This window comes from Streptomyces sp. NPDC093586, assembly GCF_044764905.1.
Lineage (GTDB): Bacteria > Actinomycetota > Actinomycetes > Streptomycetales > Streptomycetaceae > Streptomyces.
Window position 1 is genome coordinate 238,771 of record NZ_JBIWJA010000002.1, and the last position, 22,380, is coordinate 261,150.

The 22,380-nt window shown below is 71.3% G+C and carries 18 protein-coding genes; 6 read left to right on the forward strand and 12 right to left on the reverse strand.

The features are described from left to right. The first annotated feature begins 525 nt into the window (after positions 1 to 525). Positions 526 to 3,126, forward strand: coding sequence for a helix-turn-helix transcriptional regulator (locus ACIRFH_RS03325; RefSeq protein ID WP_403516957.1), 2,601 nt, complete (start codon positions 526 to 528; stop codon positions 3,124 to 3,126). Positions 3,127 to 3,149: 23 nt separating this feature from the next. Here ACIRFH_RS03325 and ACIRFH_RS03330 read toward each other — a convergent pair whose 3' ends face one another. The 12 genes from ACIRFH_RS03330 to ACIRFH_RS03385 form a co-directional block, all read right to left on the reverse strand. After that, positions 3,150 to 3,605: a hypothetical protein gene (locus ACIRFH_RS03330; RefSeq protein ID WP_403516837.1), complete on the reverse strand. Its 456-nt coding sequence runs from the start codon at positions 3,603 to 3,605 to the stop codon at positions 3,150 to 3,152. 210 nt (positions 3,606 to 3,815) lie between these two features. Then, the gene (htpX, locus tag ACIRFH_RS03335; RefSeq protein ID WP_403516838.1) at positions 3,816 to 4,679 is read right to left on the reverse strand and encodes a zinc metalloprotease HtpX; all 864 of its coding nucleotides are present in this window, start codon (positions 4,677 to 4,679) and stop codon (positions 3,816 to 3,818) included. A gap of 307 nt (positions 4,680 to 4,986) precedes the next feature. Then, positions 4,987 to 6,522: an NADH-quinone oxidoreductase subunit N gene (locus ACIRFH_RS03340; RefSeq protein ID WP_403516839.1), complete on the reverse strand. Its 1,536-nt coding sequence runs from the start codon at positions 6,520 to 6,522 to the stop codon at positions 4,987 to 4,989. Continuing rightward, positions 6,519 to 8,093: a NuoM family protein gene (locus ACIRFH_RS03345; protein WP_403516840.1), complete on the reverse strand. Its 1,575-nt coding sequence runs from the start codon at positions 8,091 to 8,093 to the stop codon at positions 6,519 to 6,521. Before ACIRFH_RS03345 ends, ACIRFH_RS03340 begins: the two co-directional genes overlap by 4 nt. 6 nt (positions 8,094 to 8,099) lie before the next feature. Further along, complete coding sequence (locus ACIRFH_RS03350) at positions 8,100 to 10,094, reverse strand: NADH-quinone oxidoreductase subunit L (protein ID WP_403516841.1); 1,995 nt, start codon at positions 10,092 to 10,094, stop codon at positions 8,100 to 8,102. Continuing rightward, a complete protein-coding gene (nuoK, locus tag ACIRFH_RS03355) occupies positions 10,091 to 10,480 on the reverse strand; it encodes an NADH-quinone oxidoreductase subunit NuoK (RefSeq protein ID WP_189229192.1) in 390 nt (129 codons plus the stop codon). The genes ACIRFH_RS03350 and nuoK overlap by 4 nt, the downstream gene beginning before the upstream one ends. Further along, positions 10,480 to 11,133 (reverse strand): NADH-quinone oxidoreductase subunit J, encoded by a 654-nt coding sequence (locus tag ACIRFH_RS03360; protein WP_403516842.1) that lies wholly within the window; start codon positions 11,131 to 11,133, stop codon positions 10,480 to 10,482. The genes nuoK and ACIRFH_RS03360 overlap by 1 nt, the downstream gene beginning before the upstream one ends. Beyond that, on the reverse strand, positions 11,130 to 11,867 hold the full coding sequence (locus ACIRFH_RS03365) for a NuoI/complex I 23 kDa subunit family protein (RefSeq protein WP_403516843.1): 738 nt from the start codon (positions 11,865 to 11,867) through the stop codon (positions 11,130 to 11,132). The genes ACIRFH_RS03360 and ACIRFH_RS03365 overlap by 4 nt, the downstream gene beginning before the upstream one ends. 2 nt (positions 11,868 to 11,869) lie before the next feature. Beyond that, positions 11,870 to 12,838 (reverse strand): NADH-quinone oxidoreductase subunit H, encoded by a 969-nt coding sequence (locus ACIRFH_RS03370; protein WP_403516844.1) that lies wholly within the window; start codon positions 12,836 to 12,838, stop codon positions 11,870 to 11,872. After that, complete coding sequence (locus ACIRFH_RS03375; RefSeq protein ID WP_403516845.1) at positions 12,835 to 14,157, reverse strand: NADH-quinone oxidoreductase subunit C; 1,323 nt, start codon at positions 14,155 to 14,157, stop codon at positions 12,835 to 12,837. Before ACIRFH_RS03375 ends, ACIRFH_RS03370 begins: the two co-directional genes overlap by 4 nt. Beyond that, entirely contained in the window at positions 14,154 to 14,831 is a 678-nt protein-coding gene (locus ACIRFH_RS03380; RefSeq protein WP_403516846.1) for an NADH-quinone oxidoreductase subunit B, read from the reverse strand. The genes ACIRFH_RS03375 and ACIRFH_RS03380 overlap by 4 nt, the downstream gene beginning before the upstream one ends. After that, positions 14,822 to 15,217: an NADH-quinone oxidoreductase subunit A gene (locus ACIRFH_RS03385; RefSeq protein ID WP_403516847.1), complete on the reverse strand. Its 396-nt coding sequence runs from the start codon at positions 15,215 to 15,217 to the stop codon at positions 14,822 to 14,824. Before ACIRFH_RS03385 ends, ACIRFH_RS03380 begins: the two co-directional genes overlap by 10 nt. Positions 15,218 to 15,412: 195 nt before the next feature. Here ACIRFH_RS03385 and ACIRFH_RS03390 point away from each other — a divergent pair, with 195 nt between their 5' ends. The 5 genes from ACIRFH_RS03390 to ACIRFH_RS03410 all read left to right on the forward strand — a co-directional run bounded on the left by ACIRFH_RS03390 (position 15,413) and on the right by ACIRFH_RS03410 (position 22,374). Continuing rightward, on the forward strand, positions 15,413 to 16,660 hold the full coding sequence (locus ACIRFH_RS03390) for a sensor histidine kinase (RefSeq protein WP_403516848.1): 1,248 nt from the start codon (positions 15,413 to 15,415) through the stop codon (positions 16,658 to 16,660). A gap of 182 nt (positions 16,661 to 16,842) precedes the next feature. Next, positions 16,843 to 18,210, forward strand: a complete 1,368-nt coding sequence (locus ACIRFH_RS03395; RefSeq protein ID WP_403516849.1) for a sensor histidine kinase — start codon at positions 16,843 to 16,845, stop codon at positions 18,208 to 18,210. Positions 18,211 to 18,484: 274 nt separating this feature from the next. Beyond that, complete coding sequence (locus ACIRFH_RS03400) at positions 18,485 to 19,144, forward strand: LuxR C-terminal-related transcriptional regulator (protein ID WP_403516958.1); 660 nt, start codon at positions 18,485 to 18,487, stop codon at positions 19,142 to 19,144. Positions 19,145 to 19,394: 250 nt separating this feature from the next. Beyond that, a complete protein-coding gene (locus ACIRFH_RS03405) occupies positions 19,395 to 21,323 on the forward strand; it encodes a 2-oxoacid:acceptor oxidoreductase subunit alpha (protein WP_403516850.1) in 1,929 nt (642 codons plus the stop codon). After that, positions 21,316 to 22,374 (forward strand): 2-oxoacid:ferredoxin oxidoreductase subunit beta, encoded by a 1,059-nt coding sequence (locus ACIRFH_RS03410; RefSeq protein WP_403516851.1) that lies wholly within the window; start codon positions 21,316 to 21,318, stop codon positions 22,372 to 22,374. Before ACIRFH_RS03405 ends, ACIRFH_RS03410 begins: the two co-directional genes overlap by 8 nt. Positions 22,375 to 22,380 lie beyond the last annotated feature (6 nt).

Below are 22,380 nucleotides of genomic sequence, written 5' to 3' on the forward strand. Positions count from 1 at the left end.
TTGTTGTTGTTGTTCGCGCCTCCGCCGTTGTCGATCGGCGCCATCGCGTGAGTTCCTGTGGGTGCCGGTGCGGCAAAGGCGTTCGACGGCGCCAGGGCGCCTCCCGCGGCCAGAGCTGCCGATGCGGCTACCACTGCCGCGCGCTTGGCATACTTGTTCGTCATGACGTTCCCTTTCCGATGGCATGGACGTCGTAGATTCGCTGTACATTTCGACGGCGGAATACATTCGCTGTGGCAATGGTCCGCCAGTTCGATTCTCGGGAGTTTCAGATGCTGTTGCTCCGATTGTTCACCGCCTGACTGTCATGCCTTTGGATGCGACTGCCACACGGAAACCCGGATCTGAGACTCTCTGGCCAGCATGCCCGGCCGCAGTCGCGGGCGCATCGGGTGAGCACCCCAAGTTCCACTTCGCACACCCCACCTCGCACCCCGGCACACCCCACATCCCGCTCCGGCCCAGCGGTCTTGATCGGTCTGGATCTTTTGCGCAGCTCCGGTCACGGAGGGAAACTGGCTGGTGATGGACCTTCTAGAGCGAGAGGCCGTGCTCCGGGACCTCACCGGTCACTTGAAGGCAGCTGTGAGTGGCCCTGGGCGCCTGGCCCTTGTCCGCGGTGAGGCTGGCATCGGGAAGACCGCCGTCATCCACCGTCTCGCCCAGCTTGTCGATCCTCACATCCGGGTCGTGATCGGCGCCTGTGACCCGCTGACCACGCCCCGCCCTCTGGGCCCTCTGGTGGACTTGGCTCCGCGCTTGGGCGAGGAGGTGCGCACCGCCCTGGCGGCCACGCTGGCCGGCACGAACCGTATTGACGAGGTCTACGACTGCCTGCTCGCCGACCTGAGTGCCTACCCCAGCCTGCTGGTCGTCGAGGACATCCACTGGGCCGATGAGGCCACGATGGACCTACTGCGTTACCTGGCCCGCCGCCTGCCGAGTGTTCCGGCGCTGGTGCTGGCCACCTACCGCGACGACGAGATCGGCCGCACCCACGACCTGACCGCTCTCCTCGGCACCCTGGCCAGCTATCCGTGGGTGTACCGCCATGATCTGGCCCCCTTGAGCCGCCGGGCAGTCGCCCGGCTGGCCGTCGGACACGCCGGGGGTGCCGTAGACGCCGAGCAGCTGTATCACGTCTCCGCCGGCAACCCGTTCATCATCACCGAGATTCTGGCCGCTCCTGCCGAACCCATTCCGGCCACGGTGCGCGAGGCGGTCGCCGGCCGCCTCGCGGGTCTGTCGCCCGCGGCGCGCAGGGTGGTCGGCGTCCTGGCCGTCCTCGGGACCCGAGTCTCGCTGCCCCTGCTGGCCGGCCTCCTGCCGGCCCCGGAGGAGGCGCTCGACGAAGCCGTGGCCTGCGGGATAGTACGGACCCACGGGCAGGTGACCGAGTTCCGCCATGAACTGACCCGGCTGGCGGTGCTGGAGGCCGTGCCCGCCGCCTACCGTCTGCGGGTACACCGGCAGGTGCTGGCGGCGATGCGGTCCGGCCCGGTCGCCGCGGATGATCTGTCGCTGCTGGCGGATCATGCCAACGGCGCCGGGGACCCGGCCGCCGTGCTGGAGTACGCACCCGCAGCCGCCGTCCACGCCGCCGCGCTGGGCGCGCACCGGGAAGCCGCCGCCCAGTACACCCATGCTCTGCGGTACGCCGACCGCCTGCCGTCCGAGCAACAGATCTCTCTGTTGGAGGGCCATTCCCAGGCCTGTCTCCTGTCCAGCAAGCTCGACGAGGGGATCACTTCGCGCCGTACGGCGGTGAGACTATGCCATGCGCTCGGCGACCGGTTGCGTGAAGGGGAGGACCTGCGCTGGCTGTCATGCTGGTTGTGGCCGGCCGGACGGACCGCCGAGGCCAGGCGAACCGGCCTGGACGCAGTGCGGGCACTCGAAGAACTGACGCCCGGCCGGGAGTTGGCGAGGGCGTACCTGAACCTCTGCCAGCTGGCCTGTTACGAGCATGAGGGCGTGGCGGTGGTCGCCGCCTACGCCGAGAAGGCGATCGCTCTGGGTGAGCGCTTTGGTGATGCGGGGGTGCTCGCCCAGGCCTGCTTCCATGCCGCGGCGGCACGCGTGCTGAGTGAAGGACGCGGCTGGGAGAACTGCGAACAAGCGGTGTCCGACGCGATGGCGCGGGACCTGCCGCTGGACGCGGGCTTCATGGCGTTCGTCATGTGCTGGCTGGCCGCGCTGCGGCGGGATACCGCCCGTTCGACCACAGCCGTTGGCCGGGCGGAGACATACTGCCTCGACCACGGCCTGCTGGCCTACCTGCTGTGCGCAAGGGTCTGGGGCAGTTGGGGGATGCTCCACCAGGGTTTGTGGCCGCAAGCCGCCGACGTCGCGCAGAAGATCCTGTCCCACCGCGGCTCGCCACCGGTTGCCCGCGCCCTGGCACTGACCGTGCTGGGGCTGGTAAGAGCCCGCCAGGGCGGATCCGAGGTGTGGCAGCTCCTGGAACAAGCGGCGAGGCTGGTGGACTCGAAGTGCCTGCTGGACACGGGCCTGGGGTGGGAGGCCCGTGTCGAGGCTGCCTGGCTGGCTGGTGACCACGAGCAGGTTCAGTCCGAGGGCCAACGCGGACTGGCCGCGCTGGCGAACCGCGCCCATCCCTGGTTGTCCGGTCCCCTGGCCTGTTGGATCCGCCGAGCCGGAGGAAAGCCTCCGCAGGTCCCGGCGTCCGCCCCGTACGCGCTGGAACTGGCCGGCGACTGGGCCGGCGCCGCGACGCGATGGGACAGGCTCGGCTGCCCGTACGACGCCGCGCTGGCCCGTCTGTCCGGCGACGCACCCGCGCTCCGCCAAGCCCTGGCCGCCTTCGAGGATCTCGGCGCCCGGCCGGCCGTGACGCGCACCCGCTCTCTGATGCGTGCTCGCGGTGTCCGCCCGATCCGGCAAGGCCCGCGGCCAGCCACCCGGGCCAATCCGTACCAGCTCACCAATCGGGAGATGGACGTCCTGAAACTGCTGGAGGAGGGCCTTTCGGATGCCGAGATCGCCGCCCGCCTCTACATCAGCCCCAAGACTGCCGGGCATCATGTGGGTGCCATACTGTCCAAGCTCAACATCCACACCCGTCACGAAGTCGCCCGCAAGCTCCACCACCCCGAGCGCGGATAGGGCTCCGCAACGGATTCATCACCTCAACTGAATTTGCAGTTGAGGTTCTGGCTGCCGGTGAAGGTGTTGTTCCCCTCTGCGGTCTGCCCTGTCGGGGCACAGATCTGCACGAGCGGCGGGATACCCAGAAACGACAGAAGTCCTCCGCCGCCTTGCGCCTGGGTTCCGTTGAGGATGTTGTTGTTGTTGGTGTTGTTGTTCGTGCTCGTGCCGCCATTGTTATTGTTATTGTTGTTGTTGTTCACCCCGCCACCATTATTATTGTTACTGTTATTGTTGTTCGTCGTGCTGGTGGTGTTCTGGGTGCCGGTTCCTCCCGTGCCCGTCTGCCCCACGCGGTAGGGCGCCTGAAGCGGTGACGTGGCACTCAAGCGTGACAGGAGTCCCCCGCCGCCCTGGGCCTGTGCGCCGCCGGCGCTGAAGAGCACCACCGTGATCACGGCGGTGCTGATCGTGGCGAACTGCTTGGTGAGCTTCACTCGGCCGACCTTTCGTCGTTCCTGGTACCGCATTCTCAGGGGACAGGATGGCGACGGCGGGTCTTGAACAATCTCTGGACACACGGCAATGCCCGCGTTTTCCCCCGGACAGCCCCAAGGCCTCACGCGGCTGACCAAGCCGGAAAACATCGGGAAACAATGACCGGTGCGACGGTGACTTTCAGAATGCGTGGCCGACCGGGATGGTCTTCACCGGTAGCCGCCCGCCATCTTCTCGAGCCGGGCGATTCGCTCCGCCATCGGCGGGTGGGTGGAGAACATCCTCGACAGACCCTGTCCCGGGCGGAACGGGTTGGCGATCATCATGTGGCTGGCCGTCTCGATCCGGGGCTCCGGAGGCAGCGGCAGTTGCTTCGTACCGGCGTCGAGCTTGCGCAGCGCACCCGCGAGGGCCAACGGGTCGCCGGTGAGCTGGGCGCCGGACGCGTCGGCCTCGTACTCCCTCGAACGGCTGATCGCCAGTTGGATGAGGCTGGCGGCGATCGGGCCGAGAAGCATGATGAGCAGCATGCCCAGGAGGCCGGGGCCGTCGTCGTCGTTCGACCGGCCGATCGGGATCAGCCAGGCGAAGTTGACCAGGAACATGATCACGGAGGCCAGGGCGCCGGCGACCGACGAGATGAGGATGTCGCGGTTGTAGACGTGACTGAGCTCGTGTCCGATGACGCCGCGCAGCTCGCGCTCGTCGAGCAGGCGCAGGATGCCCTCGGTGCAGCACACGGCGGCGTTGCGCGGGTTGCGGCCGGTCGCGAAGGCGTTCGGGGCCTCCGTCGGGGAGATGTACAGGCGTGGCATGGGCTGGCGGGCCTGCGTGGAGAGATCCCGGACCATGCGGTACAGCGCCGGGGCCTCGAACTCGCTCACCGGGCGTGCGCGCATCGCGCGCAGGGCCAGTTTGTCGCTGTTCCAGTAGGCGTACGCGTTCGTGCCCAGGGCGACGAGGACGGCGACGACGAGACCCGCTCGGCCGAAGAAGCTGCCGATGACGATGATGAGCGCGGACAGTCCCCCGAGGAGTACTGCGGTTCTGAGCCCGTTGTGCCGGCGGTGCACGGTACGCCCTCCAAGTCGTGCAGCAGGGGAACCCTTTGCTTGCTTGTCTCGCTCGCTGTGGTTGCTTCCTGTCTTCGACGCCCCTGGTGTCGTGATGTCACGTCCAGTGGACCCTTCCGTACTGGTCAACGCCAGGCGACGGCCACCAGTTCCCCGACGGGCACGGCCGCGCGCGTGGTCCGTCCGGGTGACGGCCCGGCATGCGGCACGCGCGCGTGGGGGCCGGGTGCCCCACGCGCGCGTGCCGATACGCGGCGACCGCCCGGAAGAACCGGGGCCAGAAGAGACCGGTTCAGAAGAGACCGGTTCAGAAGAGACCGGTGTCGGCGAAGCGAAGGATCAGCTGGGGCGCTCCGGACAGGGCTACGGCGACGAGGGCGGTCACGGTGATCGCCACCGTGAGCGGGGCGGGGAGGCGGTGCCGCACGGCCTCGCCCTCGGGGGCGCGGAACAGCAGGGCCGCCCACTGGAGGTAGTAGAAGAGCGCGATGACGACGTTGACGGCCATGACGACGGCCAGCCAGCCCAGGCCCGCGTCGACGGCCGCGGAGAAGACGGTGACCTTGGCGAAGAGGCCGATGACACCGGGCGGCAGTCCGGCGAGGCAGAGCAGGAAGAACGCCAGGAGCAGGGCGGTCAGCGGACGGGAGGCGTACAGCCCGCGGTAGTCGGCGACGCGGTTGAGGGCCCTGGTACGGCCCACCAGGGCGGCCACCGCGAAGGCTCCGAGGTTCACGGCGGCGTACATGAGGGCGTAGGCGACGGTGGAGCCGATCGACCGTTCGGGGTCGTCGGAGTACCCGGCGGCGGCGATCGGCACCAGGAGGTAGCCGGCCTGGCCGACGGACGACCAGGCGAGCAGGCGTACCGCGCTGTACGCGCGCGTGGCCTGCTGGCGCAGGGCTCCGACGTTGCCGACGGTCATGGTGAGCGCGGCCAGGACCGCGAGGGCCGGTCCCCAGGCGTCGGCGTACGACGGGAGGGCGACGACGGTGACGAGGATCAGGCCGGAGAAGCCGACCGCCTTGCCGACGACGGACAGGTAGGCGGCGATCGGGAGCGGCGCGCCGACGTAGGTGTCGGGCACCCAGAAGTGGAAGGGCACGGCGGCCGTCTTGAAGGCGAAGCCGACGAGGGTGAGGACGACGCCGGTCTGGGTGAGCGTGGTGAGCTGCCCGTCGACGTGCTGGACGCGGTCGGCGACCTGGGTGAGGTAGAGGGTGCCGGTGGAGGCGTACACGAAGCTGATGCCCATGAGGCTGACCGCGGTCGCGGTGACCGAGGACAGGAAGAACTTCAGCGCGGCTTCGGAGGAGCGCCGGTCGCCGTGCCGGAGGCCGACCAGGGCGAAGGCGGGCAGGGAGGCGACCTCCAGGGCGACGACGAGGGTCGCGAGGTCGCGGGAGGCGGGCAGGAGGGCGGCGCCGGCCGCCGAGGAGAGCAGCAGGAACCAGAACTCGCCCTCGGGCAGTCCCCGGTCGGCGTCCTTCAGGGCGGTGACCGAGAGCAGGGCGGCCAGGAGCGCGCCGCCGAGGACCAGGAACTGGATCGCGAGGGTGAAGGTGTCCGCGGTGTAGCTGCACACGTCGGCGTCGCCGGTGAGGCAGAACGTGGAGCGGTCGTCGCCCACGAGGGGCAGCAGCATGAGCGCGGAGGCGGCGAGTCCGGCGACCGCGACCCAGCCGAGCATCGCCTTGCGGGTGTCCGCGACGAACAGGTCGGCGACGAGGACGACGAGCGCGACGACCGCCGCGATGGTGGGCGGCGCGACGGCGAGCCAGTCGACGGACTGGACGAGGTTCTGGGCCAGGGGCTCGGCCAGGGGCTGGGCCGGGGAGCTCATCGGGTGCCTCCTGAGAGGAGCTGCTGCACGGCCGGGTCGGTCAGCCCGAGCAGGGCCTTGGGCCACAGCCCGGCGACGACGGTGAGGACGACGAGCGGGGTCCAGGCGGCGAACTCGTACGTGCGGACGTCGGTGAGCTTCGGGGAGTCCTGCGGTACGGCGCCCATGCAGACGCGGCGGACCACGATCAGCATGTACGCGGCGGTCAGCAGGGTGCCGAAGGCGGCGATCGTCATGAAGGTGAGGAAGGCGGGGCGGCTGAGGCCGGCGGCGGGGTCGAAGGCGCCGAACAGGGCCAGCATCTCGCCCCAGAAGCCCGCCAGGCCCGGCAGGCCGAGCGAGGCGACCGCGGCGAAGGCGAGCAGGCCGCCCAGGCGGGGGGCCTTGCCGTACAGGGCGGCGCCGGTCTCCTCGGCGAGGGTGTCGAGGTCGGTGGTGCCGGTGCGGTCCTTCAGGGCGCCGACCACGAAGAAGAGCAGGCCGGTGATGAGGCCGTGGGCGATGTTGGCGAACAGGGCGCCGTTGACGCCGGTCGGGGTCATGGTCGCGATGCCGAGCAGCACGAAGCCCATGTGGCCGACGGAGGAGTAGGCGATGAGGCGCTTGAGGTCGCCCTTCGCGCCCTGTTTGGCGAGGGCCAGGCAGGCCAGGGAGCCGTAGACGATGCCGACGACGGCGAAGGCGGCGAGGTAGGGCGCGAAGGTGCGGAAGCCGTCGGGGGCGACCGGGAGGAGGATCCGTACGAACCCGTACGTGCCCATCTTCAGCAGGACGCCGGCCAGCAGGACGGAGCCGACGGTCGGCGCGGCGGTGTGGGCGTCGGGCAGCCAGCTGTGCAGCGGCCACATCGGCGTCTTCACCGCGAGCCCGATCCCGATCGCCAGTACGGCGATGACCTGCACGGATGTGGTCAGCGACCGGCCGTTGTCAGTGGCGAGTGCCACCATGTCGAATGTGCCCGCCCTGATTCCGATCAGGAGCAGGCCGAGCAGCATGACGACGGAGCCGAGCAGCGTGTAGAGGATGAATTTCCAGGCGGCCCGGACCCGTCCCTCGCCGCCCCAGCGGGCGATGAGGAAGTACATCGGGACGAGGACCGTCTCGAAGGCGAGGAAGAACAGGATCAGGTCGAGGACGGCGAAGGTGGCGAGGGTGCCGGACTCGAGGACGAGCAGCAGGGCGACGAAGGCCTTCGGGCTCGGGCCCGCGGGCGGCTTGAAGTACGAGTAGAGCGCGCACAGGAAGGTCAGCAGCGCGGTCAGGACCAGCAGGGGGAGGGAGATGCCGTCGATGCCGAGGTGGATGCGCACGTCGAGTGCGGGGATCCAGCTGATGTCCGTGCTGGCCTGCATCGTCGACGGGTGGTCGTGGTCGAAGCCGAGCACGAGGACGATCGCGGCGAGGAGGACGACGCCGGTGACGGTGACGCCGTGCCTCAGGACCGCCTGCTCGGGCGACTTCCCCTTCAGTCCGGGCGGGGCCGGCAGGAGGGCCGCGGCGGCTCCGAGGAGCGGGCCGACGACGACGAACGCCAGAAGGAACTGCATCACGGACTCGTTGATATCGATCACGCCTGCTCACGCTCCCGTGGCGACGAGGACGACGGCGACCGCGAGGACGACGGTGCCGGCGAGCAGCGCGCTCACATAGGTCTGCACATTGCCGGTCTGGGCGCGGCGTACGGCGGTCCCGAGCCAGCGGGGCAGGGTGCCCGCCCCGCGTACGTAGGTGTCGACGACCTCGCGGTCGAGGAACCGGACGAGGCTCGCGCCGGCCTGGACCGGGCGGACGAAGAGGGCCGCGTACACGGCGTCCAGGTGGAAGCCGACGGCCGCGTGGCGGTGCAGCGGACCGAGCAGCAGCCGCCCGGGGTCGGCCGGGTCGGGTGCGGAGGCCACGTCTCCGTAGGCGGGCCGGTGGCCGGCGATGGCCTCGGCCTCGACCTGGCCGGCGTCCGCCTCGGGGTGGGCCGCGACCGCGCCCAGGGGGACGCGGGCCGCGAGCGCGGTGGTGTGCCGCCAGGCCGCGTAGGTGACGATGCCGCCGGCCAGGGCCACACCGGTGCCGAGCACGGAGGTGGTGAGGGTCGGGGTCAGGTCGGTGCCGTCGAACCAGTCGGGCAGCAGGCGGAAGGCGAGCCCGCCGAGGGCGAGGGAGGGGACGGCGAGCACCCAGAGCACGGCGTTCATGACGACCGGCTGCCGGCCGTGGTCGGGGGCCTCGGCGCCCCGGCCGCGGAAGGCCAGCAGCCACAGGCGCATCGCGTAGGCGGCGGTGAGCAGGGCCGTGACCAGGCCGGCGACCAGGACGGTCCAGCCCGCGGCGCCGGGTGCGTGCTCGGTGTGGCCGGTGGCGGCGTGCTCGGCGGCGACGAGGACGGACTCCTTGGAGAAGAAACCGCTGAACGGGGGCATCGCGGCGAGCGCGAGCAGCGCCACGGTCATCGTCCAGTAGGCGTCCGGGACGCGGGAGCGCAGGTCGCGCATGCGGGACATGGCGGCCAGCGAGTTGGTGCCGGTGGCGTGGATGACCACACCGGCGGCGAGGAACAGCAGCGCCTTGAAGGCGCCGTGCGTGAGGAGGTGGAAGACGGCGGCCCCGCGGTCGCCGGCGGCGAGCGCACCGGTCATGTAGCCGAGCTGGCCGATGGTCGAGTAGGCGAGGACGCGCTTGATGTCGTCCTGGGCGAGCGCGGCGAGCGCCGAGCCGGTCATCGTGACGGCGGCCATGACGGCGAGGACGACCATCGCGGCCTGGGAGGCCTCGAAGAGCGGGAGGAGCCGGGCGATGAAGTAGACACCGGCGGCGACCATCGTCGCGGCGTGGATGAGAGCGGAGACGGGTGTCGGGCCCGCCATCGCGTCGGGGAGCCAGGTGTGCAGCGGGAACTGCGCCGACTTGCCCGCGACACCGGCCAGGAGCAGCAGGGCGGTCAGGGTCGGATGGTCGAGCGAGCCGCTCGCCACCGCGCCGAGGACCTTGGTGATGCGGAAGGAGCCGGTCTCGGTGGCCAGTGCGAGCAGGCCGATGAGGAAGGGGACGTCACCGAGCTTGGTCACCAGGAAGGCCTTGAGGGAGGCGGCACGCGCCTCGGGGGTCTCCCAGTAGTGGCCGACCAGGAAGTACGAGCAGATGCCCATGACCTCCCAGCCGACCAGCAGCACCATCAGGTCGCCGGAGTAGACGACGAGGAACATGGCGGAGGTGAACAGGGAGACGAGCGCGGCGTACGAGGGGTAGCGCGGGTCGTCGCGCAGGTAGCCCGTGGAGTAGAGCTGCACGCAGGCGGCGACGCAGCCGACCAGGACGGCGACGAGGGCGGCGAAGCCGTCGATGTGCAGGGCGACCTCGATGGGGACCGAGCCGGTGGGCGTCAGTTCGGTGGCGGCGTCGACGGCCCGGCCACCGCCCTGGCGGGCGGCGACCAGGACGGCGAGGACGAGGGCCGCGAGAGTCGGCAGGACGGCGAGCGGGCGGACGAAGCCGGGTGCGGTGCGGCCGAGGAGGAGGCCGGCGACCGCCCCCAGGAAGGGCAGGAGGGGGACGAGTACGGCGAGGGTGGTCGTGGTCACGCGGTGGCCTCAGCCTTCTCGGCCGTCCCGGTCGCGGGGGCGTCGGTGTCGGGGCCGTCCGGCTCGTGGCCCTCGGCGGTGTCGCGGAGCCTGTCGATGTCCGCGGTGCCGCGGTTGCGGTGGACGGCGAGCACGATCGCCAGGCCGATGCCGATCTCGGCGGCGGCGATGGCGATGGTGAACAGGGTCAGGGCCTGTCCGGAGTGCAGGGTCTCCTCGGCGGCCTTGCTGAGCCAGACGTCGAAGGCGACCAGGTTGAGGTTGACGGCATTGAGCATCAGCTCGACCGACATCAGGACCAGGATCGCGTTGCGGCGGGCGAGGACCCCGTACAGACCCGTGCAGAACAGGAGGGCGGAGAGAACGGCGGGATAGGCGAGGTGCATCAGCGGACACCGCCCTTGCCGGCACCGTTCGGGGTGGTCGCCGGGCCGGCGCCGGCCGCTCGGTCCGTCCTGGCCTTGCGGGACAGGACGATCGCGCCGACCAGGGCGGCGAGGAGGAGGACGGAGAGGGCCTCGAAGGGGAGGACCCAGTTCTGGAAGAGGCTCGCTCCCGTCACGGCGGTGGAGCCGGCGGCCGGGCCGTCCAGGTCGATCCACGTGGTCCGGAAGGCGTCGGTGACGACCCACACCAGGGCCGCCGCGGCGGCGACGGCCACGGTGAGGGCGGCCCAGCGGTTGCCGGAGTCGGCGTCCGGGGAGCGGCCGATCGGAGCCCGGGTGAGCATCAGACCGAACAGGAGGAGGACGACGACGGAACCGACGTAGATGAGGACCTGCACCCAGGCGATGAACTCGGCGGTGAGCAGGAGGTACTCGACGGCGAGGCCGCCGAGGGCCACCACCAGCCACAGGGCGGCGTGGACGAGCTGCCGGGTCGTGACGGTGACGACGGCGGCGCCGAAGGTGACGAGGCCGACGAGGAGGAAGGCGATCTCGACGCCGGTCGGGGACAGGAAGCCGTGGGTTCCGGCGGCCGTGGCCGTGGTCGTGGGATCCGTCGCCGCGAGGCGGACGGCGGTCGCTGCGAGGGTCATTCCCGGCCTTCCTGTCCCGGCCTCGGCCGGTCGGCCTCCGGCTCGTCCGGCCTCGGCTGGTCCGTCTGCTGCTGGGAGTCGCCCGTCGGGCGGGTGGACTGTTCGGCGGCGCGGGCCTGCTCGTCGGCGTGCGGTTCGGTCGGCCGGGCCGCCTCGGCCGCATCCCGCGACGCCGCACCTTGCTGGGCCGTCTCCTGCTGGGCCGTCTCCTGCTGGCCGGCCAGTTTGTCGGCGGTCTTGCGGGCGGCGGCGAGTTCCTTCGGTTCCTCCGCGCCGGGGTCGAGGGCGGGCGGGGCCGGGACCGTCCACATCCACTCGCGGAGCTTGTCGCGCTCGTGGGTGAGGTCGCGGATGTCCGTCTCGGAGTACTCGAACTCGGGGGACCAGAACAACGCGTCGAAAGGACAGACCTCGATGCAGATACCGCAGTACATGCACAGGGAGAAGTCGATGGCGAAACGGTCGAGGACGTTGCGGCTGCGTTCGCGGCCGCCGGGGGTGGCCGCCGGCACCGTCTCCTTGTGGGAGTCGATGTAGATGCACCAGTCGGGGCACTCGCGGGCGCACAGCATGCAGACCGTGCAGTTCTCCTCGAACAGGCCGATCACGCCGCGGGTGCGGGGCGGGAGGTCGGGCAGGGCGTCCGGGTACTGCTCGGTGACGGCCTTCCTCGTCATCGTGCGGAGGGTGACGGCCAGGCCCTTGGCCAGGCCGGAGCCGGGGACGGGGGACATGGTTACCGGATCACCACCTTGACGATGCCGGTGAGGGCGATCTGGGCGAGGGAGAGGGGGACGAGGAGGGTCCAGGAGAGTTTCTGCAGCTGGTCCTCGCGCAGGCGGGGATAGGTGACGCGCAGCCAGATCACCACGAAGGCGAGGACGGCGGTCTTCAGCAGGGTCCAGACCCAGCCGAGGCCGTCGGCACCCCAGGGTCCGTGCCAGCCGCCCAGGAACAGGACGGTGGTCAGGCCGCACAGCACGACGATCCCGGCGTACTCGGCGAGGAGGAACAGGGCGAAGCGCAGGCCGGTGTACTCGGTGTAGGCGCCGAAGATGATCTCCGAGTCGGCGACCGGCATGTCGAACGGGGGGCGCTGCAGCTCGGCCAGCCCGGCGACGAAGAAGACGACCGCGCCGACGATCTGCCAGGGCAGCCACCACCACTCGAACGCGTCGAGGATGCCGACGAGCGAGACGGTGCCGGCCGCCATCGCGACGGAGGCGGCGGTGAGCAGCATCGGGAGTTCGTACGCGAGGAGCTGGGCGGCGGTGCGCAGACCGCCGAGGAGGGAGAACTTGTTGGCGGAGGCCCAGCCGGCCATGAGCGAGCCGAGGACGCCCACGCCCATGACGGCGAGGACGAAGAAGATCCCCGCGTCGACGACCTGGCCCACCGCGCCCTCACCGGGGCCGACGGGGATGGCCAGGAGCACGAGGAGGTACGGCAGCAGCGCCACGGCGGGGGCGAGCTGGAAGACGCGGCGGTCCGCGTCCGCCGGGACGACGTCCTCCTTCTGCGCGAACTTCACACCGTCCGCGACCAGCTGCGCCCAGCCGTGGAAGCCGCCGGCGTACATCGGGCCGAGGCGGCCCTGCATGTGGGCCATCACCTTGTGCTCGGTCTGGCCGACGAACAGGGGGAAGGTGAGGAAGACGACGAAGACGACCAGGAGGCGCAGGGTGACGTCGAGGGCGTCGTTCACTGCGTGCCTCCTGGGCGGTCGTCGGGGGTGCCGGGGCGGGCGGGGGGCTGGTCACCGGTGTCCGGGGTCTCCGAGGTCTCCCGGTTCTCCGGGGTTCCCGGCCCTTCGGGAGTCTCCGGGGTCTCCGGCCCTTCGGGAGCCTTCGGGGTCTCCGGCGTCTCCGCGCTCTTCCCGTCGTCCGTGCTCCCCCGGTCCTCGGGCTTCTCGGTGGGCTCCGTGGGTTCCTCGAAGGCCGGGCGGGCGTGGTGCCAGGGTGCGTCGGAGCTGCGCGGGGGCGTGGAGGCGCGCCTCGGGGCAGCGGGCGTCTCGCCGACGGCGGGCGTCTCCCCCGCGGCGCCGGACGGGCCGGTCGCGTCGGACCGGTCCGCGGCCGAGTCGGTGCGCTGGGATGCCGAGCCCTGGCTCGCGCTCCGGGAGCGGCGGGTGGCTGGTGTGCGCGGTCCGGTGGTCTCCGGGTTCTCCCCGCCGGGTGTGCCCGCCGGTCCTTCAGGCGCTGCCGGTCCCTGCCGCTGCGACGCGGAACCCTGGCTCGCGCTCCGCGCGCGACGGGGCGCGGACGCCGGTGGTGCCGAGGAGGGGCCGGTGGCCGGGATCTCGGCGGCCGGGATCTCGGCGGCCGGGGTCGTCTGGCCGACGGAGCCCTGGGCGGCCGTGCGCATGCGGCGGGGCGGGCGTTCGCCCGCCGCACGGGCCGGACGGTCGCCCGCCGCGCGGGCGGCGCCCCGGGCCGGGCGGGCCGGAGCAGGGGGGAGCTGGCCCTTCAGCGGGCCCCACTCGTTGGGGTCGGGGACGCCCGGGGGCAGCATCTGGCGGCGCCGGGGGCCGCCGTGGTCGGACTCGCCGGGTTCCTTCGCACCCGGCCAGGCCTTGGCGACGCGGGCGGCGAGGACGAAGTCCTTGCGCAGGGGGTGGCCCTCGAAGCCCTCGGGCAGCAGCAGGTGGTCCAGCGCGGGGTGGTCCTCGAAGACGACGCCGAACATCTCGTACGTCTCGCGCTCGTGCCAGGCCGCGCCCGCGTACACCCCGACGGCGGTGGGCAGGACCGGGGACTCGTGCGGAACCGTCGTCCGCACCAGCAGTCGGCGGACCGGCGCGAGGGCGGCCACGTGCGCGGCGACGCGGAAGCCCGTGCCCGGTTCGTCGACCGCGCTCAGCCAGTCGAAGTACGTGCAGCCCAGCCGGTCACGGGCGGTCTCCAGGGCGGAGATCCAGGCCGCCGGCGGCACGTCCACCGTCAGGAGGTCGTACGACTCCTCGGCGGTGGCCTCGGCCCCGAAGAGCTCCTCGGCATCGGCGGGCAGCCAGCCGACGGCGGTCATCGGTCCTCCCCGGAACCCGACGCGGAACCCGACGCGGGAGCCGTCGTGGGGTCGGGCGTGGCGGCGGGCGGCCGCACCAGGTCGCTCTGCAGCGCGGCCGCCGACGGCCTCGGCGAGGTGCCGTACCGCTCCCCCAGCGACTCCCGCGCGATCTTCTCCTGGAGCTTGAGGATGCCCTGGAGCAGCGCCTCGGGGCGGGGCGGGCAGCCGGGGACGTAGACGTCGACGGGGATGATCTGGTCGACGCCCTTCGTCACGGAGTACGAGTCCCAGTACGGGCCGCCGCAGTTGGAGCAGGCCCCGAAGGAGATGACGTACTTCGGCTCGGGCATCTGCTCGTACAGGCGCTTGACGGCGGGGGCCATCTTGTCCGTGACCGTGCCCGAGACCACCATCAGGTCGGCCTGGCGGGGCCCCGGCGCGAACGGGATGACGCCGAGCCGGATGAAGTCGTGGCGGGCCATCGACGCGGCGATGAACTCGATGGCGCAGCAGGCGAGGCCGAAGTTGAAGACCCAGAGGGAGTAGCGGCGGCCCCAGTTGAGGACGACCTTCATCGGCTCGGGGGCGAGCCGGGCCAGCGCGCCCAGCCTCTTCGGTTCCGGCAGCAGGACGGGCTCGGAGCCGGAGGAAGGGGCGGAGGAGGCAGAGGATGCGGAGGGGTTCACGTCCATGACAGGACGCCCTTCTTGTATGCGTAGAGCAGGCCCACGGCGAGGAAGCCGAGGAAGACGAACATCTCCACCAGCGTCGTCGCTCCGTAACCAGGGTCGGCGAAGACCGTCGCCCACGGGAAGAGGAAGATCGAGTCCACCGCGAAGATCACGTACAGGAAGGCGTAGACGTAGTAGCGGACCTGGGTGTGGGCCCAGCCCTCGCCGACGGGGTCGACTCCGCACTCGTACGTCAGGAGCTTCTCGGGCGTCGGGACCACGGGCCGCAGCAGACGCCCGGCGCCGAAGGCGACGGCCACGAAGAGCACGCCGACGACGGCGAGCAGTCCGACGACCGAGTAGGACTGGAAGTAGTCGGCCGCGATGCCGACAGTCGGTTCCGGCACGTCCGTCCTCACTCCCTGTCCGAACCCGAACGCTGCTGTTCGACGATCTGATCTGTACGCACGGGAGTCTAGGGCCTGATAAAGAGGCGGTAAGCAGCCCGTCGCCTCTTGAGACGCCGGGGTGGGGTTTTCCTCAGGGATGCCCGGCGGTCCGCCTCATGGCGCCGCGCCGCGCCGCACGGCACGCTGGCCCGTATGACCGAACGCCTCTCGTCCCCGACGCACGCCGGACACGCCGGTGAAGTGGACGGCGACCGCCTGCCACCGGCCCGTTTCGCCCTCGACCGGCACACCTGGCAGGAGATCGCCCATCTGCTGGCGAACCTTCCGGTGGCATTGCTCGGGTTCACGTACGTCGTGACGGTGCTGAGCCTCGGTTTCGGACTGACGGTCACGGTGATCGGACTGCCCCTGCTGGCGGCCGGTCTGTCGGGGGCGCGGCTGCTGGGCCGGATGGAACGGGCGCGGGCGCGGGCCCTGCTCGGGGTGCGGGTGGAGGAACCGAGCCGGCTGCCGGGGCGGGGCCGGGGCGGGTTCTTCGCCCGGTTGTGGATGGCGCTGAAGGACCCGGTGGGCTGGCGCACGGTCCTGTACGAACTCATACGGCTGCCCTGGGGCGTCGTCACCTTCGCGGTCACGCTGACGTCGCTGTTCGTGCTGTGGCCGGTGCTGCCGTTCGTCGCGCGGGGCCTGACCAACGTGGACCGGGCGATGGTGCGCGGGCTGCTGTCGCCGTCCGACGAGCTGGAGCGGCGGATCGCCGAGCTGGAGACGGACCGGGGGGTCGTGGTCGACACGGCGGCGGCGGACCTGCGGCGCATCGAGCGGGACCTGCACGACGGGGCGCAGGCCCGCCTGGTCAATCTGGCCATGGGGCTGGGCCTGGCCAAGGAGAAGCTGCTGGAGGACCCCGACGCGGCGGCGGCGATGGTCGACGAGGCGCACGGCGAGGTGAAGCTGGCGCTCCAGGAGCTGCGGGACCTGGCGCGCGGCATCCACCCCGCCGTCCTGACCGACCGCGGCCTGGACGCGGCCCTGTCCTCGGTGGCCTCGCGCTGCACGGTGCCGGTGAAGGTGACGGTCGACCTGAGTGAGCGGCCGGCGGCGGCGATCGAGGGCATCGCCTACTTCACCGTCTCGGAGCTGCTGCAGAACGTCAGCAAGCACAGCGGGGCGAGGTCCGCCTCGGTGGAGGTGTGGCGGTCGGCCGACCGGCTGCTGATGCAGGTGGTCGACGACGGGCACGGGGGTGCGCGCATGGACGGCGGTACGGGGATGAAGGGGCTGGCCGAGCGGCTGAGCGCCGTCGACGGCCTGTTCGCGATCCATTCGCCGGAGGGCGGCCCGACGACGATCACGGCCGAGCTGCCCTGGCGCGACCGCTCGGACACCGACGGCGCCTCCGGTGCCTCCGGTGCCTCCGGTGCCTCCGGCACGAGGTAGCGGACCGGCCCCGAGCCACGCCCCGGTGTCCACGTGCCGGGACGTTCGCATGCCGGCCCGTGGGAGGGGTGGGGAAAACCCCCCTTCCAGGACGCCGACGGGCTCCATGTCCCCGGGGCGCGAGGTCGAGGAGGGTGAAGTCAGGACAGCACAGCCACACGTCGAGGAGAAGGACGGCACCGATGGCCACGGAGTACGGACAGGGTTACGGGCTCGGTAGCGGGCCGGGTCTTTCCGCGGATGCCGGTTCGCGGCGGCACCGGCTGCCGGCGGGGCTGCGGGCGCCGTTCGAGGGCCGCAGTCTGCGGGAGTTCGGCTTCGTGCTGCTGAGCCTGCCGATCGGCATCATGCTCTTCGTGTACGCCGTCACGATGATGTCGCTCGGCGCCGGGCTGCTGGTGACGTTCCTGGGCGTCCCGGTGCTGGCCGCCGCGCTCGCCGGCTGCCGGGGGATGGGGGCGCTGGAGCGGGCGCGGGCGCGCGGCCTGCTGGGGCTCGACGTGGCCGCGCCGGAGCCGTTGCGGATGAGCAAGCCGGGCGCGATGGCCTGGATGGGGGCCGTCCTCAAGAGCGGCTCGTCCTGGCGGAGCCTGCTGTACGCGCTGGTGCAGTTCCCGTGGTCGGTGTTCTCGTTCGTCGTCGCCGTGAGCTTCTGGTCGACCGGCTGGGCGATGCTGACGTACCCCCTGTGGTTCTGGGTGTTCCCGGCCCACGCCGGTCAGGACGGGCTCCAGCTGTACGGCGACGAGACGCACCGGATCTACCTCGACAACCCCTTCGAGATCACCGTGACCGCGCTGATCGGCCTGCTGGTCACCCTGGCGACGCCGTGGATCGTGCGGGCCCTGACGACGGTGGACCGGCTGCTGGTGCACGGGCTGCTCGGCCCGTCGCGGCTGGCGACGCGGGTGGTGGAGCTGGAGTCCGACCGGGGCGTCGTGGTCGACACGGCCGCGGCCGACCTGCGACGCATCGAGCGCGACCTGCACGACGGCGCACAGGCCCGCCTGGTCAACCTGGCCATGGACCTGGGGCTGGCGAAGGAGAAGCTGCGGGAGGATCCGCAGGAGGCGGCGCGCATGGTGGGCGAGGCGCACGGCGAGGTGAAGACGGCCCTGCAGGAGCTGCGGGACCTGGCGCGCGGCATCCACCCCGCCGTCCTGACCGACCGCGGCCTGGACGCGGCCCTGTCCTCGGTGGCCTCGCGCTGCACGGTGCCCGTGCGGGTGGAGGTGGACCTGACCGAGCGGCCGGTGGCGGCGATCGAGGGCATCGCCTACTTCACCGTCTCGGAGCTGCTGCAGAACATCAGCAAGCACGCGCGGGCCACGGCGGCCGCCGTGGACGTGTGGCGCGTGGAGAACCGGCTGATGCTCCAGGTCGTGGACAACGGCGTGGGCGGCGCGGAGGTGTCCGCCGGTTCCGGCCTGGCGGGACTGGCCGAGCGGCTCGACGCGGTGGACGGGATCCTCGTGGTGGACTCGCCGGCCGGGGGCCCCACCCGGGTGACGGCGGAGCTGCCGTGGCGGACGGAGCCGGTACGCCGCTGAGCGGCCGCCACCGGACACACCGTCGGCCGGAGCCCCGCACCCCCGGGCTCCGGCCGGCATGATCGAGAATCGGCCACCGGGCGTCCGAATCCCGGCCCGGCCTCCCCTCTCTTCCCGCTTCTTCCCGCTTCTTCCCGTCGTACGAACGCATCCGGCCCCCGATGCTGGGATGCTGGACCCGTCGCACGGACGGTTCGTGGACGCGGCACGGGCCGCGCGGGCCGTGGGGTGGACGGAGTCTGGCTGTGGGGGGCCGAGGATCGTGGAGGACAGGGTGCGGGTGGTCATCGCCGAGGATTCGGTGCTGCTCAGGGAGGGGCTGACCCGGTTGCTGACCGACCGCGGGCACGACGTGGTGGCCGGTGTCGGTGACGCCCAGGCGCTGATCAAGACGATCACCGAGCTGGACGCGCAGGGCGGGCTGCCGGACGTCGTCGTGGCGGACGTGCGGATGCCGCCGACGCACACCGACGAGGGCGTGCGGGCGTCGGTGCAGCTGCGCAAGGCGCACCCCGGGCTCGGGGTGCTGGTGCTGTCCCAGTACGTGGAGGAGCGGTACGCCACCGAGCTGCTGGCCGGCTCCAGCCGGGGCGTCGGCTATCTGCTCAAGGACCGGGTGGCCGACGTGCGGGAGTTCGTGGACGCGGTGGTGCGCGTGGCACAGGGCGGTACGGCGCTCGATCCCGAGGTGGTCGCGCAGCTGCTCGGACGCAGCCGCAAGCAGGACGTGCTCGCCGGGCTCACCCCGCGGGAGCGGGAGGTCCTGGGGCTCATGGCCGAGGGCCGGACGAACTCCGCGATCGCCAGGCAGCTCGTCGTCAGCGACGGGGCCGTGGAGAAGCACGTCAGCAACATCTTCCTGAAGCTGGGCCTGTCCCCGAGCGACGGTGATCACCGGCGCGTGCTCGCCGTGCTCACCTATCTCAACTCCTGAGACCTCGGCTCCTGGGACCTCGACCTTCGAGACCTCGGTCGTCGAGACCTCGGTCCCGGGATCTGGGCGGCCGGGCCGTGTCACCGACCCACCGGTTCCCCGTGGACCGGCAGGGTGCCGGGCCGCCGCGAGGTCGTGTCCATCATGCGAATGTCCACCGGAAGTCAACACCCGCGGACGTAGGGTTGATCCTGGGACGGTCGATGGGAGACCGGTCCCCGGACAGCCGCCTCGAGGGAGGTCCAGTTCAGTGACCAGCCAGGTCAGCAGCCCAGCGGAGCAGGCCGACGGAACCGTCGTGGGAGAGCAGCGCAAACCGGTCGGGGCGAAGGACGTCCGCCGGCTGGACCGGGTGATCATCAGGTTCGCCGGGGACTCCGGTGACGGTATGCAGCTCACCGGTGACCGCTTCACCTCGGAGACGGCGTCGTTCGGCAACGACCTGTCGACGCTGCCGAACTTCCCGGCCGAGATCCGGGCGCCCGCCGGCACCCTGCCGGGCGTCTCGTCCTTCCAGCTCCACTTCGCCGACCACGACATCCTCACCCCCGGCGACGCGCCGGACGTGCTGGTCGCGATGAACCCGGCCGCGCTCAAGGCGAACGTCGCCGACCTGCCGCGCGGCGCGGAGATCATCGTCAACACGGACGAGTTCACCAAGCGGGCGATGCAGAAGGTCGGCTACGAGACCTCTCCGCTGGAGGACGGCTCACTGGACGGCTACAGCGTGCACCCGGTGCCGCTGACCACCCTGACGGTGGAGGCGCTGGGGGACTTCGACCTGTCCCGCAAGGAGGCCGAGCGCAGCAAGAACATGTTCGCGCTGGGCCTGCTGAGCTGGATGTACCACCGGCCCACCGAGGGCACCGAGAAGTTCCTGCGCACCAAGTTCGCGAAGAAGCCCGACATCGCGGAGGCCAACATCGCGGCCTACCGGGCGGGCTGGAACTTCGGCGAGACGACGGAGGACTTCGCGGTCTCCTACGAGGTCGCGCCGGCGGCGCAGGCGTTCCCGCCGGGCGTGTACCGCAACATCTCCGGGAACCTGGCTCTGGCCTACGGGCTGATCGCCGCGTCCCGTCAGGCCGACCTGCCGCTGTTCCTGGGCTCGTACCCGATCACCCCGGCCTCGGACATCCTGCACGAGCTCAGCAAGCACAAGAACTTCGGTGTGCGCACCTTCCAGGCCGAGGACGAGATCGCCGGCATCGGCGCGGCGCTGGGTGCGGCGTTCGGCGGGTCGCTGGCGGTCACCACCACCTCCGGTCCCGGTGTCGCGCTCAAGAGCGAGACGATCGGGCTCGCGGTCTCCCTGGAGCTGCCACTGCTGGTGGTGGACATCCAGCGCGGCGGGCCCTCCACCGGTCTGCCGACCAAGACCGAGCAGGCGGACCTGCTGCAGGCGATGTACGGCCGCAACGGCGAGGCCCCGGTCCCGGTGGTCGCGCCGAGGACGCCCGCGGACTGCTTCGACGCGGCCCTGGAGGCGGCCCGGATCGCCCTGGTCTACCGCACCCCGGTCTTCCTGCTCTCCGACGGCTACCTGGCCAACGGCTCCGAGCCGTGGCGGATCCCGGAGCTCGACGAACTGCCGCACCTGCGGGTGCAGTTCGCGCAGGGACCGAACCACACCCTGGACGACGGCACCGAGGTGTTCCGGCCCTACAAGCGCGACCCGCAGACCCTCGCCCGCCCGTGGGCGGTGCCGGGCACACCGGGCCTGGAGCACCGCATCGGCGGCATCGAGAAGCAGGACGGCACGGGCAACATCTCCTACGACCCGGCCAACCACGACTTCATGGTCCGCACCCGCCAGGCCAAGGTCGACGGCATCGACGTGCCCGACCTGGAGGTGGACGACCCGGGCGGCGCGCGCACCCTCGTGCTGGGCTGGGGCTCGACGTACGGCCCGATCACGGCGGCCGTACGGCGGCTGCGGGCGGCCGGGGAGTCGATCGCGCAGGCCCACCTGCGCCACCTCAACCCCTTCCCGCACAACCTCGGCGAGATCCTGAAGAGGTACGACAAGGTGGTGGTCCCCGAGATGAACCTCGGCCAGCTCGCCACGCTGATCCGGGCGGAGTACCTGGTCGACGCGCGCTCGTACAACCAGGTCAACGGCATGCCGTTCAAGGCGGAGCAGCTCGCCACGGCGCTGAAGGAGGCCATCGATGTCTGACGCCAACGCGCTGCTCCAGCTCGTGCCGAAGGCCGAGGGCACGCAGTCCATGAAGGACTTCAAGTCCGACCAGGAAGTGCGCTGGTGCCCCGGCTGCGGCGACTACGCCGTCCTCGCCGCCGTGCAGGGCTTCATGCCCCAGCTGGGCCTGGCGAGGGAGAACATCGTCTTCGTCTCCGGCATCGGCTGCTCCTCCCGCTTCCCGTACTACATGAACACCTACGGGATGCACTCCATCCACGGCCGCGCCCCCGCCATCGCCACCGGCCTCGCCACGAGCAGGCGTGACCTGTCGGTGTGGGTCGTCACCGGTGACGGCGACGCGCTGTCCATCGGCGGCAACCACCTCATCCACGCGCTGCGCCGCAACGTCAACCTCAAGATCCTGCTGTTCAACAACCGGATCTACGGCCTGACCAAGGGTCAGTACTCCCCGACCTCCGAGGTCGGCAAGATCACCAAGTCGACGCCGATGGGCTCGCTGGACGCGCCCTTCAACCCGGTGTCGCTGGCGCTGGGCGCGGAGGCGTCCTTCGTCGCCCGGACCGTCGACTCCGACCGCAAGCACCTCACCGAGGTCCTGCGCCAGGCCGCCGACCACCCGGGCACGGCGCTCGTGGAGATCTACCAGAACTGCAACATCTTCAACGACGGCGCCTTCGACGTCCTCAAGGACAGGCAGCAGGCCCAGGAGGCGGTCATCCGCCTCGAGCACGGGCAGCCGATCCGGTTCGGCACCGACAACGCCAAGGGCGTCGTCCGCGATCCGGCCACCGGTGACCTGAAGGTCGTCACGGTCACCGCGGACAACGAGGGCGACGTCCTGGTCCACGACGCCCACGCCGCGTCGCCGACCACCGCGTTCGCGCTGTCCCGCCTCGCCGACCCCGACACGCTGCACCACACCCCGATCGGTGTGCTGCGCTCCGTCGAGCGGCCGGTCTACGACACGCTGATGTCCGACCAGCTGGACACCGCCGTCGAGCAGAACGGCAAGGGCGACCTGGCGGCGCTGCTGGCGGGCGGCGACACCTGGACGGTCGTCGGCTGAGAGCCG